The organism is Pseudanabaena sp. FACHB-2040, assembly GCF_014696715.1.
In the GTDB taxonomy this organism is placed as follows: domain Bacteria; phylum Cyanobacteriota; class Cyanobacteriia; order Phormidesmidales; family Phormidesmidaceae; genus JACVSF01.
The window spans coordinates 208,942-229,458 of record NZ_JACJQO010000006.1; the positions used below are offsets into that span (position 1 = coordinate 208,942).

At 53.3% G+C, this 20,517-nt stretch carries 17 protein-coding genes; 13 read left to right on the top strand and 4 right to left on the bottom strand.

The annotated features are described in order from the left end of the window. Positions 1–36: 36 nt before the first annotated feature. The 4 genes from pgl to crtO all read right to left on the bottom strand — a co-directional run bounded on the left by pgl (position 37) and on the right by crtO (position 5,098). The gene (pgl, locus tag H6G13_RS10360; protein ID WP_190483130.1) at positions 37–780 is read right to left on the bottom strand and encodes a 6-phosphogluconolactonase; all 744 of its coding nucleotides are present in this window, start codon (positions 778–780) and stop codon (positions 37–39) included. Positions 781–875: 95 nt separating this feature from the next. Beyond that, a complete protein-coding gene (locus tag H6G13_RS10365) occupies positions 876–2,546 on the bottom strand; it encodes a glycosyltransferase family 39 protein (protein WP_190483131.1) in 1,671 nt (556 codons plus the stop codon). Between the two features lie 221 nt (positions 2,547–2,767). Next, a complete protein-coding gene (locus H6G13_RS10370) occupies positions 2,768–3,325 on the bottom strand; it encodes a DUF2231 domain-containing protein (protein ID WP_190483132.1) in 558 nt (185 codons plus the stop codon). 72 nt (positions 3,326–3,397) lie between these two features. Next, positions 3,398–5,098, bottom strand: coding sequence for a beta-carotene ketolase CrtO (crtO, locus tag H6G13_RS10375; RefSeq protein WP_190483133.1), 1,701 nt, complete (start codon positions 5,096–5,098; stop codon positions 3,398–3,400). A gap of 293 nt (positions 5,099–5,391) precedes the next feature. On the opposite strand from crtO, the gene H6G13_RS10380 reads away from it, so the two are divergent. The 13 genes from H6G13_RS10380 to H6G13_RS10440 all read left to right on the top strand — a co-directional run bounded on the left by H6G13_RS10380 (position 5,392) and on the right by H6G13_RS10440 (position 20,470). Beyond that, positions 5,392–6,642, top strand: coding sequence for a sodium:proton antiporter (locus H6G13_RS10380; RefSeq protein WP_347277459.1), 1,251 nt, complete (start codon positions 5,392–5,394; stop codon positions 6,640–6,642). Positions 6,643–6,822: 180 nt separating this feature from the next. Next, the gene (gene ptsP, locus H6G13_RS10385; protein WP_190483134.1) at positions 6,823–9,285 is read left to right on the top strand and encodes a phosphoenolpyruvate--protein phosphotransferase; all 2,463 of its coding nucleotides are present in this window, start codon (positions 6,823–6,825) and stop codon (positions 9,283–9,285) included. Further along, complete coding sequence (pfkB, locus tag H6G13_RS10390; RefSeq protein WP_190483135.1) at positions 9,282–10,253, top strand: 1-phosphofructokinase; 972 nt, start codon at positions 9,282–9,284, stop codon at positions 10,251–10,253. Before ptsP ends, pfkB begins: the two co-directional genes overlap by 4 nt. Positions 10,254–10,296: 43 nt before the next feature. Next, positions 10,297–12,147 carry a PTS fructose-like transporter subunit IIB gene (locus tag H6G13_RS10395; protein ID WP_190483136.1) on the top strand — a complete coding sequence of 617 codons (1,851 nt, stop codon included), beginning with the start codon at positions 10,297–10,299 and terminating at the stop codon, positions 12,145–12,147. A 171-nt stretch (positions 12,148–12,318) separates the two neighbouring features. After that, positions 12,319–12,840 (top strand): hypothetical protein, encoded by a 522-nt coding sequence (locus tag H6G13_RS10400; RefSeq protein ID WP_190483137.1) that lies wholly within the window; start codon positions 12,319–12,321, stop codon positions 12,838–12,840. Between the two features lie 82 nt (positions 12,841–12,922). Next, positions 12,923–13,396 (top strand): gas vesicle accessory protein GvpU, encoded by a 474-nt coding sequence (gvpU, locus tag H6G13_RS10405; RefSeq protein WP_190483138.1) that lies wholly within the window; start codon positions 12,923–12,925, stop codon positions 13,394–13,396. Positions 13,397–13,886: 490 nt separating this feature from the next. Continuing rightward, positions 13,887–14,747: an oxidoreductase gene (locus H6G13_RS10410; protein WP_190483139.1), complete on the top strand. Its 861-nt coding sequence runs from the start codon at positions 13,887–13,889 to the stop codon at positions 14,745–14,747. Between the two features lie 343 nt (positions 14,748–15,090). Then, positions 15,091–15,711, top strand: coding sequence for a glutathione S-transferase N-terminal domain-containing protein (locus tag H6G13_RS10415; RefSeq protein ID WP_190483140.1), 621 nt, complete (start codon positions 15,091–15,093; stop codon positions 15,709–15,711). A 175-nt stretch (positions 15,712–15,886) separates the two neighbouring features. Continuing rightward, positions 15,887–16,507, top strand: a complete 621-nt coding sequence (gene ycaC / locus H6G13_RS10420; RefSeq protein WP_190483141.1) for an isochorismate family cysteine hydrolase YcaC — start codon at positions 15,887–15,889, stop codon at positions 16,505–16,507. A 145-nt stretch (positions 16,508–16,652) separates the two neighbouring features. Further along, on the top strand, positions 16,653–17,228 hold the full coding sequence (locus H6G13_RS10425; RefSeq protein ID WP_190483142.1) for an antibiotic biosynthesis monooxygenase: 576 nt from the start codon (positions 16,653–16,655) through the stop codon (positions 17,226–17,228). 105 nt (positions 17,229–17,333) lie between these two features. After that, positions 17,334–18,143: an aldo/keto reductase gene (locus H6G13_RS10430; RefSeq protein WP_190483143.1), complete on the top strand. Its 810-nt coding sequence runs from the start codon at positions 17,334–17,336 to the stop codon at positions 18,141–18,143. A 276-nt stretch (positions 18,144–18,419) separates the two neighbouring features. Further along, on the top strand, positions 18,420–19,604 hold the full coding sequence (locus H6G13_RS10435) for a uracil-xanthine permease family protein (RefSeq protein WP_347277463.1): 1,185 nt from the start codon (positions 18,420–18,422) through the stop codon (positions 19,602–19,604). Between the two features lie 23 nt (positions 19,605–19,627). Then, complete coding sequence (locus H6G13_RS10440; RefSeq protein ID WP_190483145.1) at positions 19,628–20,470, top strand: AraC family transcriptional regulator; 843 nt, start codon at positions 19,628–19,630, stop codon at positions 20,468–20,470. Positions 20,471–20,517 lie beyond the last annotated feature (47 nt).

Below are 20,517 nucleotides of genomic sequence, written 5' to 3' on the forward strand. Positions count from 1 at the left end.
TCTTCTCCTTAAAGGTGCCCACAGCGGTGATACTGATCACAGATTCAGAGCTGCTCCGGCCTCGCTATCGAGCAGCCACCACAGTTCGCCCTCGGGCTGAATTAGCCGGGAAGGATACATCTCGGAGTCGGCCTCTGCCGCAAAAACCTGGCTCAAAGCCTGCTGCTTGTTGGCCCCAGCGGTTAAAAACAGAACGGAGCGGGCGCGGTTGATCAGGGGCACTGTAAAGGTGATGCGGGGCTGACCGTCTTTATTGCCAACGGTTATCAGGCGATCGCGCACGTTTAGAGCCTCGGTGTGGGGAAATAGCGAGGCGGTGTGACCATCATCTCCCATGCCCAGCAGAATCAGATCGAGTTGGGGAACTGTCTCTGTGGCTTCAGGAAAAACGGCTCTCAGGGTCTGCTCGTATTGATGGGCCGCTGTTTCAGGATCTTTGGCTTGGGTGGGCATGGGGAAAATTTGCCCTAAAGGAATGGCCACCTGATCTAGCCAAGCAGCTTTGGCCATGCCTGCATTGCTATCGGGGTGATCAATGGGTACGTAGCGCTCGTCACCCCAGAAGATGTAGAGCTTTTGCCAGGGCAGATCTTGCTGGGCTAGGGCTTCGTAGAGGGGCTTGGGGGTGCTGCCTCCAGCCAGGGCCAAGGTGCAGCGGTCGCGTTCTGCGATCGCATCATTGATGACCGACAGCACCACCGTTAGCGATCGCTCGATCAGTGCTGCTTTATTCGGCAGAATTTCAACGTGAGGCGGGTTTACAGAAGAAGTTGAGGGCATAAGAGAGGGCTTTAACCCGGTTAATTGCAGAAAAATGGGGTCTTGGGTGCAGGCTACCCTAATTTTCTTCAGCTGCCGTCATTGCTTAATGCATTCTAATGAATCCCGTTAATCCCCAGAGAGCGCTCAAACTCATCTATCCTGCTTTGATCTCCAAGCCGCCAAAGAAACAGATGAGCATCATTAAATTGGATCTGAACAGGCTGGTTTTGCTGCTGTGCTAGCAGCTGCCGAAAAGCATCGGAAGGATTTAGCACAAACACGCTGCTAAAGCCCGCTGGAATTTGGGGGACATGATAGATATCGGGCGAACCAATCAACAGCAGCTGAACCTGAGGTTTTAACAGATAGCTCAAAGCCAAAATATTGCCAAAGTTGACCCCAAAGGAGTCGCTAACTAGCAGCGGCTGAGGAGCGGCATTAATCGCCTCTGCCACCTCCGGTAAGCGGTAGTTAATAACTTTGGTCCAGGCTGTTTGAGATTGGGTATTGAGCGCGCAGGAAACGACGCCAAGCGTCAGCAGCAGAGCCGTCGCTGCTCGCCAAAACTGGCGCTGGCAAGGGCGAGGATCGTGCAATTTTTGGGCCAGCAAAACAGCTACCAGAACCTGTAGGCCCAAGTAAAAAGGCACTAAATACCGACCCGAGAGCGATCGCTGCCCGCCCAAAACCAGATCAGGCAGCGCCAGCGGCAGCGCGACACAGGCCATCAGCACGGCTACAAATAGCCACACTCTCGGCGGCGTTGTGCGGTAGAGCGTATAGCCTGCATAGACTACCAACAGGAGCAGCAGCGGCAGGCTAAGCTGGCTAGTCCAATGGTCAAAGCCAAAGTCTTCATGGGTCAGCAGAAAAGCCCGCTGCAGGTGCAGGCCCCACGCTTTGAGCCAGGTATCTACGGGGATGGGAACAGCAGTCCAAGAAGTCCCAGGGGCCTGGTTGACTTGAATCACCCGCAGCCAAGGCCCAAAAGCCAGCACCCCTAAACCCAGAGCCACACTGCCGCGCACCACCGATCGATTCAACCGCAGGTCGTTAACCAACAGCAGGTAAACCCAGCTAGCAGCCCCTAGCATCAGCATCAGCGGCTGCGTGTAGAGGCCCGCCGCCAAAAGGAGCGTAGCCAGACCCCAAGCGGACCAGCTATTTAGCCGCAGCGCCCGCAAAAAAGCTGCACTAAACAACAGCGTCAACACTGACCACAGCCCATATTCTCTGGCTTCTTGGGCATAGAGAACGTGGTATGGCGAAACTGCAGCTAGGGCTAGGGCCAGCCCTGTGGTGAGCCCAGCTAATGGTCGAACAGCCGCTTTTTCACCGGGCCTCAAAAGCTCCTGACAGAGCCAGTACAGCGCAGGAAACAGCAGTAGGCCAATCAGCACGGACAGGCTTCTTAGGGCTACCACGGAGGAGCCAAAGATTTGCACCCAGCCTCTAGCTAGCAGGTAGTAGAGGGGTGGATGCTGGGCATCTTCTAATGCCAAGGAGCGCACGACATCGACGACGGTTTTGCCGGGTGCCGGGTGTTGATAACGGGCCACATCTGCAATGCTTACTAGCCTGCCTGTGAACAGGTCTTCTCTAACTTCCTGGGCGGTGAAGCCAGAAACTCGTAGAGAGGTATAGGCTTCGTCATGCCAGTAAAGCGGTTGGTCGAGGTGGGTGAGCCGGAAAAAGAGGCCTAGCACCAGCGCGATCGCAACGACTAAAGACAGCCATCCGTAAGCTTTTTCGATCTTGAAGCGTGTCTGTCGTAGCCAGTTCATCGCCCATCCACTCCAAACTGATGTTGCCTTTGCAGGCTCAGCCCCTACAGGCGTCAACGCCATCAGTTTTAGCATTGCCCCAAGCAGGGGAAAAGTCGAGTGGATCACCTGCGCTTCTGTGCCTTCAGTTAAAGAGCAGGCTGTTAGGGCGGCTTTAAACCACTAAGCCTGCCGAAACGCGCGTTTCGACAGGCTTTTAACTAATTTAAAGCGCTTGACACTTAGGAGGCGTGGGTTTCGCCAGGCCCGACAATACCGACCTTGTGCCGGAACATCAGCTCACCACCGTACCAGCCGCTGGCCAGCAGCAGCGTAGCCACCACCCAAGAAATCGCTAGGCCCCAGGGCACAATAGCCCCCTCTGGGTTGCCCCAGCGAATCAAAAGATTCACGATCGTCAGCACCAGCACGCCTACATTGAGCAGCATGTGAGCCCAACCGGCCCGCCGCCGCCGCACCCGAGGAATATTGATAAAGTCGGACATGCCGGTGATGGCAGCTGCGATCGCAGTTAGCAGACCCGCCCCAATCAGCCACAGCGAAGCCTCAGACCAAAAGTCTCTGCCAGTCAGTAAATAGCCTAGGTCAGTACCGGCAACGCCACTGAGAAAGGCCACTGGAAAAATCACAATGATCGGATGAATAGGGTGGCCAAAAATCTGCACTGAGCTAGTAATGCCAGTGCCCCGATACTCGGTTTCTCGGCTGTCAATCAGCAGCGGGATGTCGGGATGGGGAACCCCACTGCCTTGGCTAGAGCGCTGTTCACGAGTGTCCATAGAAATCTCCTTGCGATCGCACACAATACAGTTGCTTACTGTTCTTGGGGTAAAAACCCCGCCAACCCGAAACTATCGGGCCAGATTCGTAACTGCCGTAAACCGGGACTTTAACCAGCTACCCGCCTCTTTAATATTTTGGGTAATTGGCTTTTGCGCGTTGATAAACACGCGGGCACAGTTGCGCCCCGGCAGGCCCGAAATCGAGCCGCCCGGATGGGTGCCTGCCCCGGTCAAATACAGACCCTCAATCGGGGTCTGGTAGTTGGCAATTTCAGGCAGTGGACGGAAGAACACCATTTGATCCAGAGTCATATCAATGTGGTAGAAATTGCCTTTGTGAACCCCCAAGCGATCGCTCAGATCAGCAGGGCTCTCAACTCGGCGGGCAATTACCGCATCTTTGACATTGGGCGCATACTCAGAGAGCTTGTCGATCACTCGATCCGCCACCTGGTTTTTCAGTTCTTCAGTCCAGCCTGTGCCAAACTTGCCTGTGCCCTCTGCACCGTGAATCTGATAGGGCGCATAGAACTCAACCCAGAGAGTGTGACAGCCCGGCGGAGCCATCGACGGGTCCATCATTGTGGGCACCACCACATAAAGCGACGGATCTTCAAGCGGAATTTCCCCAATCTCTGGCAGCGCGTGGGCAATTTCCACCTGCCGCACCGAGTCAGCAATCAGTACCGAACCCGTCAGGTACTCATCTCGGTGGTCGTGGTGAACAAATCGAGGCGCTTCGGATAGAGCACAGTCAATTTTGACAATGCTGTCATTGTTGTTGGCAATGCGCCGCTCCAGCCGCTCCCGCAGGCCCTTAGCATAGGCCGCCGAATCGGCAGGATCCACCATATGCAAAAACAGCCGCTGGGCATCGATATTAGAGATGACGCCCTTGGTAGCCCGATACTCCTGACCGCCTGCCACCCGCACCCCCTCAGCCCGACCATTGTTGCCGATGAGAATCTGCTCAACTACCTGGTCGCAGAGGATCGTGCCGCCATTGTCATTCACCATATTGACCAGAGCCTGGGTCAAAGCTCCCGTACCACCGCGGGGTCGGGCCATACCCGGATCGTGTCGCAGCCCCATCATCATCGCCCCAATCGCCAGCGTCTTATCCGAAGGAGACGATCCCAGTTCCGACGCCAAGCGAGCCAAAGGCGCTTTTACAAACTCCGCATCAAACCATTCACCCAGCGAATCCTTAGGGCTGCTCAGCATGGTGCGGATGAGATCTAGAGCCTTATCCACACCGCCCACTAGAGACAGCAGTTCCTGGATATTGCTCAGCCCATAGTTGCCCAAAATATCAATTACAGACTTGGGCGGCGCATTGAAAATTGGCGTGATAGCCTTAATCACCTGCTGCCAGTAGGCCATGTACTCGCCATACTTTTCGGCATCTCTAGGGCTGAAGCGGGCGATTTCCTCACAGGTTTTTTCGACCGAGCGGTGGGCGAGAAAGTAGCTGCCGTCGGGGTGAGGGCAAAAGGTCACTGGGTCGCAAAAAAGATACTCCAACCCATACCGAGTGAGTTCGAGCTCTTCCACCACTGGGCCTAGGTGAATAAATTCGTGGTCAATAGCACACAGGTTGAATTGAAAGCCCGGTGCATCCTCAGGTAAAGCCTCTTCTGTCGTTGCCGCGCCTCCAGGGATCGATCGCTTCTCCAGCAATAAAACGCTGTAACCTTCCTTAAGCAGATAGCCAGCGCAAGTCAGACCATTATGGCCAGCGCCAATCATAATGACGTCGTAGGTTTGCATGAAGATCGAGGATTAGGCGACCCCTTGATAGTAGGGAACCTGCGAGCAAGCTCCCCTATATCCAAAGGTTGATCTTGATAACATCCCTCGAGGGAGCAAACTGAGCCTCAAAGTACCTGCCGTAAGACCCTTTAGGCAGATTTGGATAACTGAAATTTTTCATAGGAGAAAAACACTTCGTCCCTCCAACGCTTTTCTTAAAATCTGTCGGAGGAGATTTTGCAACGGCCTAAACGCTCACTAGAGTAGCTAGGGGGCGCTGATTCATAGCCCCTCATAACTGAGGCAATTGCGTGGATACTTACATACTGATCATGTTAGCGATCGGGCTGTTGCTGCTGGTCATTACGCTGAGCTCGGGATGGCTCAACCGATTGCCCCTCTCCTATGCTCTGATCTATCTGATTGCAGGAATCGGGCTGAGCCCCTATGGACTTAACTTGATTCAAGTTCGGCCTGATGCTGAGTTTTTAGAGCGGCTAACAGAGTTTGTGGTGCTGATCTCTCTGTTTAGCTGCGGACTCAAGATTAGCTGCCCGCTGCGCCACTGGAACTGGAACGCAACGGTGCGGCTCATCGGGGGGTTGATGCCGCTGACTATCGCCGCCGTGGCAGCAACGGCCCACTACGGGTTGGGCATGGGTTGGGGTGGGGCCGTCTTGTTGGGCGCAATTCTGGCCCCGACCGATCCGGTGCTGGCTTCCGATGTGCAGCTAACCAGCGTCAACGACCGCGACACGCTGCGCTTTGGTCTGACCTCTGAAGGGGGTTTAAACGATGCCTTGGCCTTTCCCTTTGTGTATTTTGGCCTGCACTGGATTGAAGACCCTAAGTGGCATCATTGGATTTTAGAGTGGACCGCCGTCGATCTGCTTTGGGAGATTGGGGCAGGTATTGTCATGGGCGTGGTGGTGGCAAGAATTGTGGCCAAGACGTACCAGCAGCTACAGCGAATTCGCCCTAGCGACGAAGTGATGGAAGTGTTTGTGTCGCTGGGGACTGTGCTGCTAGTTTACTCGCTCACCGAACTGGCCCACGGCTATGGTTTCATTGCTGTGTTTGTAGCGGGTGTTGTGGTGCAGCGCACTTACGATCCAGAAAAACAGCAGGTGCACCTGGAGTTTACCGAAACGATAGAAAAGCTGTTGGAAGTCGGTACCATTCTGCTGCTGGGCAGTCTGCTGCGGATCGAACCCATGCTGCGTTTTCTGCCTCAAACCTTATTGATCGCCGGACTGCTGCTGTTTGTCATTCGCCCTATAGGAGCCTGGATCTGCACCACCGGAGAAGGGTATCGGCCCATTGTGCGCGGCTTGTTTGGCTGGTTTGGCATTCGGGGGGTAGGCTCGATTTATTACCTCACCTTTGCCCTAGGAGAAGGGCTAGAGGGGGGCGTAGGTGAACAGATAGCCTGGATTACTTTGAGCACTATTGTGCTGTCTGTAGTGCTACACGGCGTCACGTCTACTCCTTTAATGAAGTGGTATGAACGGCAGACAGGCCGCCAACAAAAGCGGGCCAGAATGAGCGTGCGTAATCAGTAACAGCTAGGGACTTCTGTTATTGACTTTTGTCTCTAACTAGTCCCTAACTATGAACTTTCCCAACGGAAATACCCTCAAAAAGTCTGAAAAACCCAAGAATGTAATTCAGAGATTCAGTTTTTCTGAGTGAATCTATTCACACCTAGTCTGCCTTAGGGAAGACACTAAAGAGGGCTTATCATGATTCAGTTGGGGCTGCAGAACGTCTGCTTAAATGCTGATGTTGGCAGTAAAGAAAAAGCGATTAGAGCCGCAGGCAATCTGTTAGTTGAAGGCGGCAATATCCAGCCCGGCTATATCGAAAGTATGATGGGCCGCGAGGCCACTGCAAACACCTTTCTCGGCAACGGCATTGCCATCCCTCACGGTCTGCCCAAGGATCGGGAGCTGATTCTCCGGACGGGCATCTCAGTGGTGCAAATTCCTGATGGTGTGGAGTGGAACCCAGGAGAGCGAGTGCATCTAGTCGTCGGCATTGCGGCTAAATCTGACGAGCACCTGCAAATTCTTACCAACCTGACTCAGGTGCTAGATGACACTGCCACCATTGAGCGGCTAACCCACACTCAAGACCCCCAAGAAATTATCGAGCGGCTGACTCGGGGCCCGGGTGGCTCTAGTCGTGGCTCCAGCAACGGAAGTGCGCTTGAGGCTGATTTTGATCAGTCTGTCGATTTAGCCATCACCGGAAAAGCTGGTCTTCATGCCCGTCCGGCCACTGCCTTTGTCAACTTAGCCAAATCCTTTGCCTCAGAAGTAAAGGTGCGCTATGGCGACCAGGTAGCTAATGGTAAAAGTCTGATGTCGCTGCTGAAGCTGGGCGTGGAGCAGGGCCAAACTATTCGAGTGATGGCCCAGGGAGCAGATGCGGCGGCGGCGTTGCGATCGCTCCAAGCCGCTGTCGAGGCTGGCTTAGACGAAAAAGAAGAAACCGCCCCAACCCAGGCCGTTGCGCTGCCTGCACTGGCGCTGGAGTCAGATGCGATCGCAGGGGTTCCCGCCTCTCCTGGCATCGCCATTGCCCCCTTCTATCCCTATCGTCGCAGCCGGATCGTCATTTCCGACACTGCCGCCGACCCTCAGCAGGAAAGCCTCAAACTCAGGTTAGCGGTTGACCAAGCCAAGGCCGAGCTAGCCGAGCTACACGCAGACGTCCAGCAGCGCTCTGGCGATCAAGCTGCAATTTTTGAGGCGCACCAGGAACTGCTGTGTGATCCTGATCTGCTAGAGGCAGCTACGGCCTACCTGCGGCCCAACCACAGTGCTGCCTGGGCCTGGCAGCAGACCTATGAAGAACGGGCCAAGTCCCTAGAAGGCTTGAAGGATGCTACCCTCGCCGGTCGAGCCGCTGATGTGCGCGACGTGGGCCAGCGAGTACTGAGATATTTGGCTGATCGGGTAGAGGCAGGCAGTCAGCTACCCGACCACCCCGTGATTCTGCTGGCCGACGACCTGGTACCCTCCGATACCGCCGGGTTTGATCCTGGCGTAATCCAAGGCTTTTGCACTGCTCGTGGGGGCGCGACCTCTCACACCGCGATCATTGCTCGTGCGCTCAATATTCCGGCGGTAGTGGGGGCCGGGGAAGCCATCTTAGACCTGCCGAGCGGCACCCAGGGCATTCTTGACGGCAATGGCGGCAAGCTCTATGCTCATCCCTCCAAGACCGATTTGCAGCGAGCAGAGCAGGCCCAGGCCGAGCAGCACGCCCTGCAAGACGTCGAGCATCAGGCCCGCTTTGCCCCGGCTCTGATGACTGACGGGCACCGGATTGAAGTGGTGGCCAACATTGGTTCGCCGGCAGAGGCGGAACAGGCCGTCAATGCTGGAGGTGAAGGGGTTGGCCTGCTGCGCACCGAATTTCTGTTCTTGGGTCGCGAGCAACCCCCCAGTGAAACGGAGCAACAGCAGGCGCTAGAGAGCATGACCCGCGCCCTCAATGGCCTGCCTCTGATCGTTCGCACCCTCGATATTGGTGGCGACAAGTCCCTGCCTTATCTCAACTTGCCTGCCGAAGAAAACCCCTTTCTGGGCGTGCGCGGCATCCGCCTCTGTTTGCAGCAAAGCGAGCTGTTTGAAACCCAGCTACGGGCGATTTTTCAAACGGCTAAAACCAGCTACCTGCGGATCATGTTCCCCATGATTGCGACGCTGGAGGAGCTGCGGGCTGCCAAATTTATTGCCGAGTCGGTGCGGGCGTCTGTGAGTGGGCCGCCGGTCGAAATCGGCATGATGGTCGAGGTGCCCTCAGCGGTACTGATGGCCGCAGAGTTTGCCCGCGAAGTCGATTTCTTTTCCATCGGCACTAACGACCTGACCCAGTACCTGCTGGCAATGGACCGGGGCCACCCAGCCCTGGCCAAGCAGGCAGACGGTCTGCATCCAGCGGTGCTGCGTGCGATCGCACAAACCGTCCAGGCCGCTCAAGCTGCCGGTAAGTGGGTCGGCGTCTGCGGCGGCGTTGCCAGTGAACCCCTAGGCGCGCTGATTCTAGCAGGTCTAGGCGTAGCTGAACTAAGCGTCAGCATTCCCAGCATTCCGATGGTGAAAGCGGCGCTGCGCCGCCAGTCGTTTGCCCAAACGCAGCAGTTGGCCCAGCAAGCGCTGAGGTGCTCCACTGCCTCAGAGGTGCGCGGCCTATGACCTGCCGCATTGCTACAGTCACCCCCAGCCCCGCCATTGACCAGACGGTTGCCATTGCCAACTTCGCGGCCAATGCCGTGAACCGGGTGGACTGGGAACAGTCTGATGCTGGGGGCAAGGGCATCAACGTGGCCTCATTTCTAGCGGATTTTGACCAGTCGGTCAGCGTCACCGGATTTTTAGGCCAGGACAATCTAGAGCTGTTTCGGCGGCTGTTTGAGCAAAAGGGCATTTGCGATCGCAGCATCGCCATTGCCGGAAAAACGCGGGTCAACATCAAGATCGTGGACGATGCTCAGCAACAGGTGACCGACATCAACTTTCCCGGAGCTGTGCCTCAGCCCAGTGATGTAGAAGCGCTCTGGGGCGCAGTAGACGAACTGGCCGCTGACCACGATTGGTTTGTGCTCTCTGGCAGTTTGCCTCAAGGGCTGCCCGTTACCCTCTACTGGGATTTGGTGTCGCACCTAAAGCGCATCGGCAAGACGGTCGTGCTCGACACCAGCGGCGAACCCCTCAAGGCAGCACTGGCCGCCCGCCCCGACCTGATTAAGCCCAACCTGAGCGAACTGCAGGATCTGCTAGGCCACCCGCTAGAGAGCGAAGCCGATATTCTGCAGGCGGCTAGTGAGCTGCTGCTGCGAGGGCTGAGGTGGGTCGTGGTATCGATGGGTGCTGAGGGGGCCTATTTTGTCACCGCTGCTGCCGCCTTTCACGCTCAGCCGCCGTCTACCGAGGTCAAAAGCACCGTAGGGGCAGGCGATGCGATGGTGGCAGGCACTGTAGCGGGCTTGGTGCAGGGGGCTGACTGGGCCGAATGCGCCCGCTTGGGCACCGCGTTTTCCCTCAGTACGCTGGGCCTGCTGGGGCCACACTTAACCAATGTTGAGACGGTGCGGGGACTGTGCGATCGCATCTCCCTGCGCCCCCTCACGCTGCCCAACCTTGCCCTTAAAGAATGCCTTTAAAGAATGACTGACGCGCCTTAAAGAATGACTTAGGAAACGACCGATGACAAAACTCGTTGCGATTACTGCCAGTGCCGCCAGCAGCGCCCACACCCAAATGGCGGCTGAGGCGCTGCAAAAAACCGCCCAAGCCTTGGGCCACGACCTAAAAACCGAGATTCAAGAAGCCAACGGCAGCTCCACTCACCTCTCCCAGTCCGACATTGACCAGGCTGAAGTGGTGATTGTCGGAGCCGACCGCTTTTTAGAGCGCGATCGCTTTTCCGGCAAGCCTACCTACGCCGTTTCTACCAGCGAAGCCATCCGCAACAGCGAGCTGGTAATCCGCAATGCGATCGCCCTGCTCGACACGCTGCCCAGCCCACGGCAGCCAGCACGAACCCCTGTGGCTGCAGCGAGAACTCAGCCAACCTCGGGCCTGCGTGCCCAGCCCAACTCTGGCTCGCCTCAGCTCACCGACGACCAGCAGATCACCCCAACGTCCAAGTTCCTTGTAGGCATTACCTCCTGCCCCACCGGCATTGCCCACACCTTCATGGCTGCCGAAGCCTTGAAGCAGGGCGCTGCCCGACTAGGCCACGACATCAAGGTAGAAACCCAAGGCTCAGTCGGAGCTAAAAACCAGCTCACTGACGACGAAATTGCTCGTGCTGATGCCGTTGTCATCGCCGCCGATACCCACGTCGATCTCTCTCGCTTTGGCGGCAAGCCCGTCTACGAAACCTCCACCAAGCAGGCCATTCACGACTCCAGCGCGGTTATCAACACAGCCCTAGCCACTCCGGCTCCGGGTGCGGTCAATGGCAGTGGCCGAGGCAGCGCGTCCTACTTAGAATCAGTTGAACAGGCCAAGGCGGAGCGATCGCAACAGCGATCTGGCCCCTACAAGCACCTCTTAACCGGCGTCTCCTACATGCTGCCGGTGATTGTGGCCGGGGGCCTGATCATCGCCCTCTCCTTCGTCTTTGGTCTAGATCCAGCGGAGGGCAGCTTCGGCGCAGCCCTAATGGCCATCGGCGGAACCTCGGCCTTTGCTCTGATCGTGCCGGTGCTCTCAGGTTTTATTGCCTACTCTATCGCCGACCGCCCCGGCCTTGCTCCCGGCTTCATCGGCGGTATGTTGGCTGCAAACCTGCAAATGGGCTTTTTAGGCGGCATTTTAGCAGGCTTTTTGGCCGGTTACGTAGCCAAATTCATCCGCGACAAGGTCAACCTGCCTGCTAACTTTGAGGGCTTAAAGCCAGTCCTGGTAATTCCTCTGCTCGCCACTCTGATTGTGGGACTGCTGCTGTTCTACGTTTTCGGCGCACCTATCCGGGTGATCATGGAGAGCTTGACCGGCTTCTTGCAGGGCTTAAGCGGTACTAATGCTGTGCTGCTGGGTCTGATTTTAGGAGCCATGATGGCAATTGATATGGGCGGCCCAATCAACAAAGTGGCCTATACCTTCGCAGTGGGCCTGCTGACCACCGACCTGTTTGGGCCAATGGCTGCCGTGATGGCTGCTGGTATGACTCCGCCTCTGGGTCTGGCGGTGGCGACATTTGTCAGCCGAGGTCGATTTAACAAAGCCGAACAGGAAGCGGGCAGAGTCGCTTCGGTGTTAGGCATTTCGTTTATTACCGAAGGGGCGATTCCCTTTGCTGCTAATGACCCGATTCGGGTGCTGCCTGCCTGCGTTCTAGGGTCAGCGGTGGCAGGTGGCCTATCGATGCTGTTTGGCTGCACCCTACGGGCTCCCCACGGCGGCATCTTTGTGCTGGCAATTCCCAACGCGGTGGGCAATGCAGGGATGTACATTGTTGCGATCGCAGTAGGCACCATAGTCACCACCCTAGCCGTTCTACAGCTCAAGCGGCGCTCTACTGCCGAACAAGCTACCGTCAAAGCTTAAGGGCTTCGGGTCATAGGTCATGGGAGAGAGTTGATCAATAATGTCTTCCTAATAACAACCGCAGCCTCCTTCAGGTGAAGGAGGCTTTTCTACTCATTTTTATAGAGGATCAAGACATACATCCTTTAACAAGGAATTTGTCGTCTATGAAAAGGAGGAGAGGTGGATCCTATGGAACTCCGCTCACCATTCAATCGCTTCAAGCGAATCTTTGCCGTTGCAGGTAGCGGTGTCTTTGCCATTATTGCCTGGGTAGCTACGGCTAAAGCTCAAGTCTCAATTTTTGAAGACCCTCTAAATACCCGTCCCGGCGCTGCAGAAACCATTATTCCAACCCAAGATCCAATTCCTGCCCCAGAAGATTTGCGGTCACCAGATGGTTTCATTCAGGCTTACGATCAGCCAGTTACTATCACGCTGGTCAACAATACTGAGGCAGAGATTGTTTATCGAGTCGTTGACCACACCGAAGAGCGGCTACTGGCAGGGAATGAATCAGTAGATTTAGCGGATATTCCCATCCCCGTTACCGTGACCTTTTACACAAGAGACGGTCGGCTGCTCAATGCCGAAGTGAGCACAACCGCTGACGCCGAGAGCCAGGTACAGCTAACCCTTTCGGGCACTACCCTGCTGGCTGAAAATCAAAACTCAATGATTGTTCAGGACAGTGGCTACATCTTTCTGCAGTAAACTTCCAGCAGTTTAGTCCACGTCTCATCGAGGTGCAAATTCTGCATCTCGATGGCTTTATCAGGAGACTATTTTTATGGACATGACACAACAAGTTTCACGTTCTGCCCATCCTCCTAACTCAATGGATCGGGCAATCAGAGCATTCGCTGCCATTCCCGAGCGAACCAGTCTCCAGATAGGCATTACCTTATGTGTTCATGGGATGATTATTTCTGGTTTTCTAATTAGCGAAGATGCTTACTTTCAAGGGTTAGCAGAACGGATTAACGAAATTAAGGAAGCTCCAGACGAAACAAAACAAACGCTGACCGAATTTGTCAGCCAGCTCCATGAAGGCTTAAAAGCGCAAACAGGCAATACAGAAAATCAGCTGCTGCCGGAGTACATTCATTTACGCGAAGCCAAGATGTATCCCTCTCAAGGAAAAGGGATGCCTAGCTACGGCGAAGCACTCTGGCGAGGACGCATCAGCTCAGTGGATGGGTTTTCTCTAGGTGAGATTTTGCCCTCCAATTTAGACGGGCTATCCTACACATCCTTTGCCTCTAAGTAGTTGTGATTGAGCTGGTGCGCTTCGCGCAGGCGACCCCGCTGCGAGAGGTGCACCTCTCGCAGCAGTTTTAGAATTAGAACCGGAAGCCGCCGTCTGTACCGGTAATTTTGTCCGGTCACCCAGGCAGCTTCATCAGAGGCTAAAAATGAGATCGGGTAATATTACACGGGTTTTAGATATCAAACATTGTGGGCCGAATGTAATCCTTACTACATAAGCTTGAAGACATTATTTCTTCATTAGGGCAAATAACTAATACACAAATTTCGCAAGAATCGCCTATTTTTTATCTTGCATCTAAATTATATTTTCTCAGTAGCTTCTACCAATGGTGATCGCCGAGAAAGAGAATCTGGCTCATCATCCCAACGCTTTTAAATTGAAATTGTAGAAATACATTGTTCAAACGCCAAACTTACTCGTTATAAGGCCTGTAGAGTAATTATCTCTACTTGCTCAGTTTGACTTGTAATATCTAGATGGTACGGCAATGGCAACAGCTGATTCACGAGTTTGGCTAATTACAGGTACCTCAACAGGTTTTGGGAGAGTGCTAGCAGAGCAAGTGCTGAAAAAGGGCGACAGCCTGATTGCAACTGCTCGTAATCCTCAGCAGATTGAGACCTTAGTAGCAGACTATAGCGATCGCACTCTTGCCGTGCAGCTAGATGTAACCCACGAGGAACAGATTAAAGCAGCCGTTGAACAAGCCGTTGCTACGTTTGGTCATATTGATGTGCTCGTTAATAATGCAGGTTATGGATTAATTGGAGCATTAGAAGAAGTAAGCAACGAACAAATTCGTCGCAACTTTGAAACAAATTTGTTTGGTGCCATCGATATGATGCGGGCAGTTCTGCCAGTCATGCGCCAGCAGCGTAGCGGGCACATCATAAATATGTCTGCGATCGCAGGTTTCACTAATGAACTTGGGTTCTCTATTTACGGCGGTGCGAAATTTGCCATTGAAGGCATATCAGAGGCCTTACAAGGTGAAGTTGCTCCCTTCGGCATCAAAGTTACCCTTGTCGAACCAGGCCCCTTTCGCACCGACTTCATCGGGCGATCGCTAGATCGAGCGACCCATCAAATGGCAGAGTATCAGCCCACGGTCGGCAAGTTTCTTCAGTTCCTCAACACCATTGAAGGCAAGCAGCCCGGAGATCCGGTAAAAGCTGCTAAGGCCATTATTCAAATTGTCGAATCAGAAAATCCACCCCTGCGATTAGTGCTAGGCCACTATGCCTACAGCAAATTCCGCCAAAAGATTGAGTCGCTAACTCAGGAATTAGATGCCTGGGAAGACATAGCGGCTAACACTGATTTTGTAGATACGCCAGTTGTGCATTAAGGACACCACACTTTCACTGAAATAACGATTCCTGAAAATCGTCTGGATTTGTTTGAGGACTCTCCAACCGCGAAGACCTTTGGGCTCCAAACCAAAAGCATGAACAAGTTTTTTGGGAGGTCATACGAGCTCAACTCAGTAGCAAAGAACTCTGCTCTAAAGCCTACGTAGTGCTGTTGCATAAATCCAACCTTGCAGGACAAGCCTAACCAGCATCAAAGAATTGTAGAGAATTTAGATACAGTTTGGCCCAGAAGTTGAATATTGTCTTTTTAATAGATTCAGTACACAATGGCGATGTGGCCGAGCAACGTACTTCCCCTTACTCAGGAAGCATGATCGAATGAAGCTGTTTTATATGCCTGGAGCCTGCTCACTTGCCCCTCACATCGTTTTGGAGTGGATTGGCAAACCATTTGAGTTAGGTCGAGTTGAGCGCGGCAAAACCCGCGAGCCAGAGTTTTTGGCTGTAAACCCTGCCGGCAAGGTGCCTGCTTTAATCGAGGAAGATGGACGGGTTTTAACCGAAGCAGAAGCAATTTTGCTCTATTTAGCTGAGAAATTTCCAGATGAGCAGTTAGGCGCAAGCCCAACAACAGAAGCGCAATATGAAATGCACAAGTGGATGTCTTACCTCACAGGAGATGTTCATCCTGCTTTCTACCCCTACTTTTTGCCTCAGCGGTACATTGCCGATAAGCATCAGTACCACGCAATTCGAGAAGCAGCCTACAAACAAATTGATGCGTGTTTTCAGCTACTCGATCGTTACATGGAGGGTCGCAACTACATGGTTGAAGATCGTCGTACTGTGCTTGACCCATATTTGTTCGTTTTTTGTCGCTGGGGAAACACCCTACAAAAACCTTTCACTGATTATCCAAATTTACATCGATTTCTGATGCAGATGGCGAATGATGAGGGTGTGCAGCGAGCGATGCAGGCAGAAGATATTACTCTTTAATTCAATTTGAGCAGTTTCGAAACGAATGAAAGCAACTTAGGATTAGCGATTGAGCTCTCCTCTAAATACAGGCTTTGTCTCCATTAACGCGACAAAGGAAAGGTCAGAGACAAAAGCTCTCTTGCCTCTGACTTCAACTGCAACAGGTCACAAATATACAACTAGGAGAAATCCCATGGCCCCGTTCAAATACAATCGCCTAGATAAGGACAACGCTGCGGTGCTGTTGGTTGATCACCAGACTGGTTTGTTTTCACTGGTGCATGACTTTGTTGCTGCTGATTTCAAGAACAATGTGCTAGCACTGGCAGGTGTAGCTAAGTTTTTCAATCTTCCTACTATTTTGACGACCAGTTTTGAGCAGGGGCCAAACGGTCCCATTCTGCCCGAGCTGAAAGAGAAGTTTCCTGATGCGCCCTATATTCCTCGCCCTGGACAAATTAATGCTTGGGACAATGAGGATTTTGTCAAAGCCGTCGAGGCGACAGGCCGTAAACAGCTCATCATTGCTGGCATCGTTACAGATGTTTGTGTTGCATTCTGCGCGCTATCTGCAATCGAAGCTGGATATGATGTATTCGTCGTCACAGATGCATCGGGCACCTTCAACGAAGTCTGTCGTGACGCAGCCTGGGAACGTATGGCTAGTGCTGGAGTGCAGCTAGTCAACTGGTTCAGTGTGGTGTGTGAACTGCATCGTGATTGGCGTAACGATGTCACAGGCCTAGGTAGCCTTTTGGGAAGCTACATTCCTGACTATCAGAACTTAATGACTAGCTATTCTGCAAGGCACTAAAGCTGCCTCAATAGGGGTTGTACGCCTGGATGGGCATGCTTTGCTGTGCTCATCCTAAAAACATATTTGTTCGCAATTTCGAGATAGACGCACTAGTAGGGTAAGCATTGCTCACCCTAGGACCTGATCATCTATAGACAGCGCTATGTTGGAAAAACCGTTAATTGGTAAGGATGAAGAAAGCCAACAGGTAACAGCTGTTATCTCTCACATCGTTCGACCGGGACGAGAGGAGGGCTACGAGAAATGGTTTCACGGCATTGCTACAGAAGCACGAAAATTTAAGGGGCATCTAGGGGTCACTGCAATACGTCCTCACGATCATGCTCATCCTGAGTATGCCGTTATTCTTCGATTTGATCACTACAACAATCTCAAGAAATGGTTGGAGTCTGATGTCCGGCATGATTGGATTGAACGGTTGCAGCCATTGATTGAAAAATCAGAGACGATTCAAACGCTTACTGGATTAGAAACTTGGTTCAGCTTGCCCAACAAGCTCCTCAGAACGCCTCCGCCTCGCTACAAAATGGCGCTGGTAACGTGGTTGGCTGTCTTCACTACTCTGGCAATTCTCAGCCGTCTGCTAGCACCGCTCCTATCCAGGTTGCCTGTTTTGCTTAACCAGCTAATTACAACTGGGCTAGTAGTCGCTCTGCTGACCTACCTGATCATGCCGCGTTTGACCCGGCTCTTTCGCAAATGGCTATACTCAGCCTAGACGAGCTCTGAATACGTGTGACAGATATTTTGTTACTTACCAATCAAGCAATTTCTGTTTTTAGAATGGTTGACTTAAAACCACAATATCGATTTAGAGGCTGACATGAAACCAGTTAACAAGACGTTTCTTCTAGGCGGTGAAATCGAAGTCAACCGCCTTGGCTACGGAACTATGAGACTAACTGGACAACCTGGAAATTTTGGCCCCTATCCCGATTGGGAGCAGGGTAAGGCCCTGTTGAGGCGAGCAGTCGAGCTGGGCGTCAATTTCTTTGACTCGGCTCGCTCCTATGGGCCTGAATGGGCAGATACCCTTCTTGGTGAAACCTTTTACCCCTATGCGTCAAAAGTCGTTATCGCGACTAAAGGTGGAGTTGATAAGCCTACCCCTGATCGTATTCAGGTAGATGGTTCGCCAGCAACGCTCAACAAAGAGATTGACAATGCACTGACTAATCTGAAGCTTGAGCAGATTGACTTATTTCAACTTCACCGAGTCGATCCAAACACGCCCATTGAAGTCTCTGTTGAGGCACTTGGAGCAGCACAGGCTGCTGGCAAAATTCGCTTTATTGGCCTTTCTAATGTGGACAGAGCACAACTAGATCGCGCTTTATTGGTAGCGCCCATTGCCTCAGTTCAAAATCGCTTTAACCAGGCAGAACAGGAGAACAACGCACTCGTAGACTATGCCGCAGAGCAGGGCATTGCGTTTATCCCTTATGGGCCTTTAGGAGCAAACCCGATGAAGCAAGGGGCAACCTTGCCTGCCCAGTCAGCCCTGGCGTGGCTATTGCAGCGTTCTCCTAACATCATTGTCATTCCTGGAACAACCTCTATTTCACACTTAGAGGAGAACGTAGCTGCTTGGGATCTGCTTGAATCTGAGACTTATGGTTCTAGGGCTATTTAACAACTTTGTAAATGGCTTACCTCGCTCACTGATAGCCCGAAAAAGTTTGGGACAGTATGAGGAAGAGGCTGCACCGTTGTGCTTTAACTGTTGGCTGTGGGAGCATATGCCGTATCAAATTAGAATAACGGGTGGGTGAGTCAGTATATCTATTCCCATCTGAGAGAGAGCAGCATGATTGAGGACTCAAACCAACCTCCCAAAACAACAGGCCCAGATGTAACCGACCCTACTGCTTACAGGTTTCGTCTACGGGATATTCTCCTGGGGGCGCAGATGCTCTTTGTGGCCTTTGGAGCCTTGGTGCTGGTGCCGATCCTAACGGGGTTGGATCCCAACGTAGCTCTCCTCACAGCAGGATTGGGTACGCTCGTCTTTCAGCTAATTACTAGCGGCAAAGTGCCTGTTTTTTTGGCCTCTTCCTTTGCGTTTATTGCCCCCATTCAGCTTGGCATTCAGCAGTATGGTTTGGCTGAAACCCTCTCGGGACTAGCAGCCGCAGGGGCGTTTTATTTGGTGCTGAGCCTGCTTATCTTTTGGCGCGGCCCTGGTTTTTTGATTCGGCTGCTGCCGCCAATCGTTACCGGCCCTGTCATTATGGTGATTGGTTTGTCGCTGGCCCCGGTCGCCATTGGCATGGCCTCTAATGCGGGAGAGACTTACGGGGAAGGGGCGGCACTAGGGGTTGCGGCAGCGGCGCTGCTGGCTACTATGTTGACGGCGCTGCTGGCGCGGGGTTGGCTGCGGCTAGTGCCGATTTTGGTGGGCATTGCCGTTGGCTATATTGCGGCGCTGCCTCTGGGGATGGTCAGCTTTGCACCTGTGGCAGAAGCGCCCTGGTTTGCCCTACCAAGCTTTACGGTGCCGGTGTTTCATCTGCCCTCGATCTTGTTTATTTTGCCGGTTGCGATCGCACCTGCCATTGAACATTTCGGAGACATCATTGCCGTCAGTGCCGTTGCCAAAAAAGATTACTTGAGAGATCCTGGTGTTCACCGCACCCTGCTGGGAGATGGTTTGGCAACAACCCTGGCGGCTCTATTGGGCGGCCCACCCAACACGACCTACTCCGAGGTGACCGGGGCTGTCGCGCTAACCAAAACCTTTAATGCTGGGATTATGACTTGGGCGGCGATTGTTGCGATCGCACTCGCCTTTATCGGCAAACTCGGTGCCCTGCTTCGCACCATTCCCGCTCCAGCCATGGGCGGCATCTTGGTGATTCTCTTTGGCACGATTGTCGTGATCGGCATTAACAGCTTAGTCCAAGCCGGACAAGACCTGACCCAGCCCCGCAACCTAGTAATCGTCGCCATCATTCTCATTTTTGGCGTGGGCGGCCTGTCACTTGAAGCAGGCGCTTTTGCCCTAGAAGGCATCGGTCTGTGCGGAATAGTGGGCGTTTTGCTCAACCTGCTGCTGCCATATCCAGCGGAAGAAGAGACAGGGCTAGAGCAGTAGCCATTACAAACTCGGGCCGCTACATGAGCACCCCAGCAGCCATTTCTGTCCGCGCCTGGAAAGTAGCAGGCATTTTACTGGAGCACTACACCTACACCTCAGGTGCGGTCGAACCGCTGCCCAAGCACGTCCACGAAGACTATCAGTTTGGCCTGAGCTTCGACTGTCAGGGAGAGTACACCTATCGGGGGGCAGCCCATGCAATTCCTCCAGGAAGCTTGAGCGCTATTCACTCTGGGGAAGTTCATGCGCCGAGCGATCGCACCTCTCTCCCGGCCCCTGCCAGCTTCTGGATGATGCATGTTCATCCGGCCTTGCTGCATGAGTTCGTTACTGAATTGGCCGAAAAGCCGAAAAGCCTGCCTTTCTTTGCCAGCCCATCCATCACAGATTCGACCCTGAATCGGCTGTTTCTAACTTTGCAGCATACTGCTCACCAACCCAGTACCCGGTTAGAGCAGGAAACCGCTCTCCACCAGTTCTTCTTCTATCTCATTGCCAACCACGCTGCCAATCGCCCGGCTGTTCGTCCTCTCAAACCAGCCCCTGATGCCGTGGAGCGAGCCCGTGATTATTTACATTCTCAATACGCTCGAAACATCTCCTTAGAAGAGATGGCAGCGGTTGCAAACCTAAGCCAGTTTCATTTTTGCCGCGTTTTTCGTCAAGCCATTGGCCTATCTCCCGGTGCTTATCAGACACAGCTGCAAATTGCTCAAGCCAAAAAACTGTTAGTGCAGGGGCTATCCGCTTCAGAAGTAGCCGTAACCACAGGATTTTACGATCAGAGCCACCTAAGCCGGCATTTCAAGCGCTTAGTGGGAGTCACCCCCAGACGCTACATCAAGAGCGCAAGAATTTCCTAGATTCACCAAAGGCATTGGTCTATTCTTGCTTTACCAAATTCTTGCGT

Coding starts and splice junctions, on each gene's coding strand:
- pgl (WP_190483130.1), bottom strand. CDS start 780: ATGCCCTCAACTTCTTCTGTAAACCCGCCTCACGTTGAAATTCTGCCG.
- H6G13_RS10365 (WP_190483131.1), bottom strand. CDS start 2,546: ATGAACTGGCTACGACAGACACGCTTCAAGATCGAAAAAGCTTACGGA.
- H6G13_RS10370 (WP_190483132.1), bottom strand. CDS start 3,325: ATGGACACTCGTGAACAGCGCTCTAGCCAAGGCAGTGGGGTTCCCCAT.
- crtO (WP_190483133.1), bottom strand. CDS start 5,098: ATGCAAACCTACGACGTCATTATGATTGGCGCTGGCCATAATGGTCTG.
- ptsP (WP_190483134.1), top strand. CDS start 6,823: ATGATTCAGTTGGGGCTGCAGAACGTCTGCTTAAATGCTGATGTTGGC.
- pfkB (WP_190483135.1), top strand. CDS start 9,282: ATGACCTGCCGCATTGCTACAGTCACCCCCAGCCCCGCCATTGACCAG.
- H6G13_RS10395 (WP_190483136.1), top strand. CDS start 10,297: ATGACAAAACTCGTTGCGATTACTGCCAGTGCCGCCAGCAGCGCCCAC.
- H6G13_RS10400 (WP_190483137.1), top strand. CDS start 12,319: ATGGAACTCCGCTCACCATTCAATCGCTTCAAGCGAATCTTTGCCGTT.
- gvpU (WP_190483138.1), top strand. CDS start 12,923: ATGACACAACAAGTTTCACGTTCTGCCCATCCTCCTAACTCAATGGAT.
- H6G13_RS10410 (WP_190483139.1), top strand. CDS start 13,887: ATGGCAACAGCTGATTCACGAGTTTGGCTAATTACAGGTACCTCAACA.
- H6G13_RS10415 (WP_190483140.1), top strand. CDS start 15,091: ATGAAGCTGTTTTATATGCCTGGAGCCTGCTCACTTGCCCCTCACATC.
- ycaC (WP_190483141.1), top strand. CDS start 15,887: ATGGCCCCGTTCAAATACAATCGCCTAGATAAGGACAACGCTGCGGTG.
- H6G13_RS10425 (WP_190483142.1), top strand. CDS start 16,653: ATGTTGGAAAAACCGTTAATTGGTAAGGATGAAGAAAGCCAACAGGTA.
- H6G13_RS10430 (WP_190483143.1), top strand. CDS start 17,334: ATGAAACCAGTTAACAAGACGTTTCTTCTAGGCGGTGAAATCGAAGTC.
- H6G13_RS10435 (WP_347277463.1), top strand. CDS start 18,420: ATGCTCTTTGTGGCCTTTGGAGCCTTGGTGCTGGTGCCGATCCTAACG.
- H6G13_RS10440 (WP_190483145.1), top strand. CDS start 19,628: ATGAGCACCCCAGCAGCCATTTCTGTCCGCGCCTGGAAAGTAGCAGGC.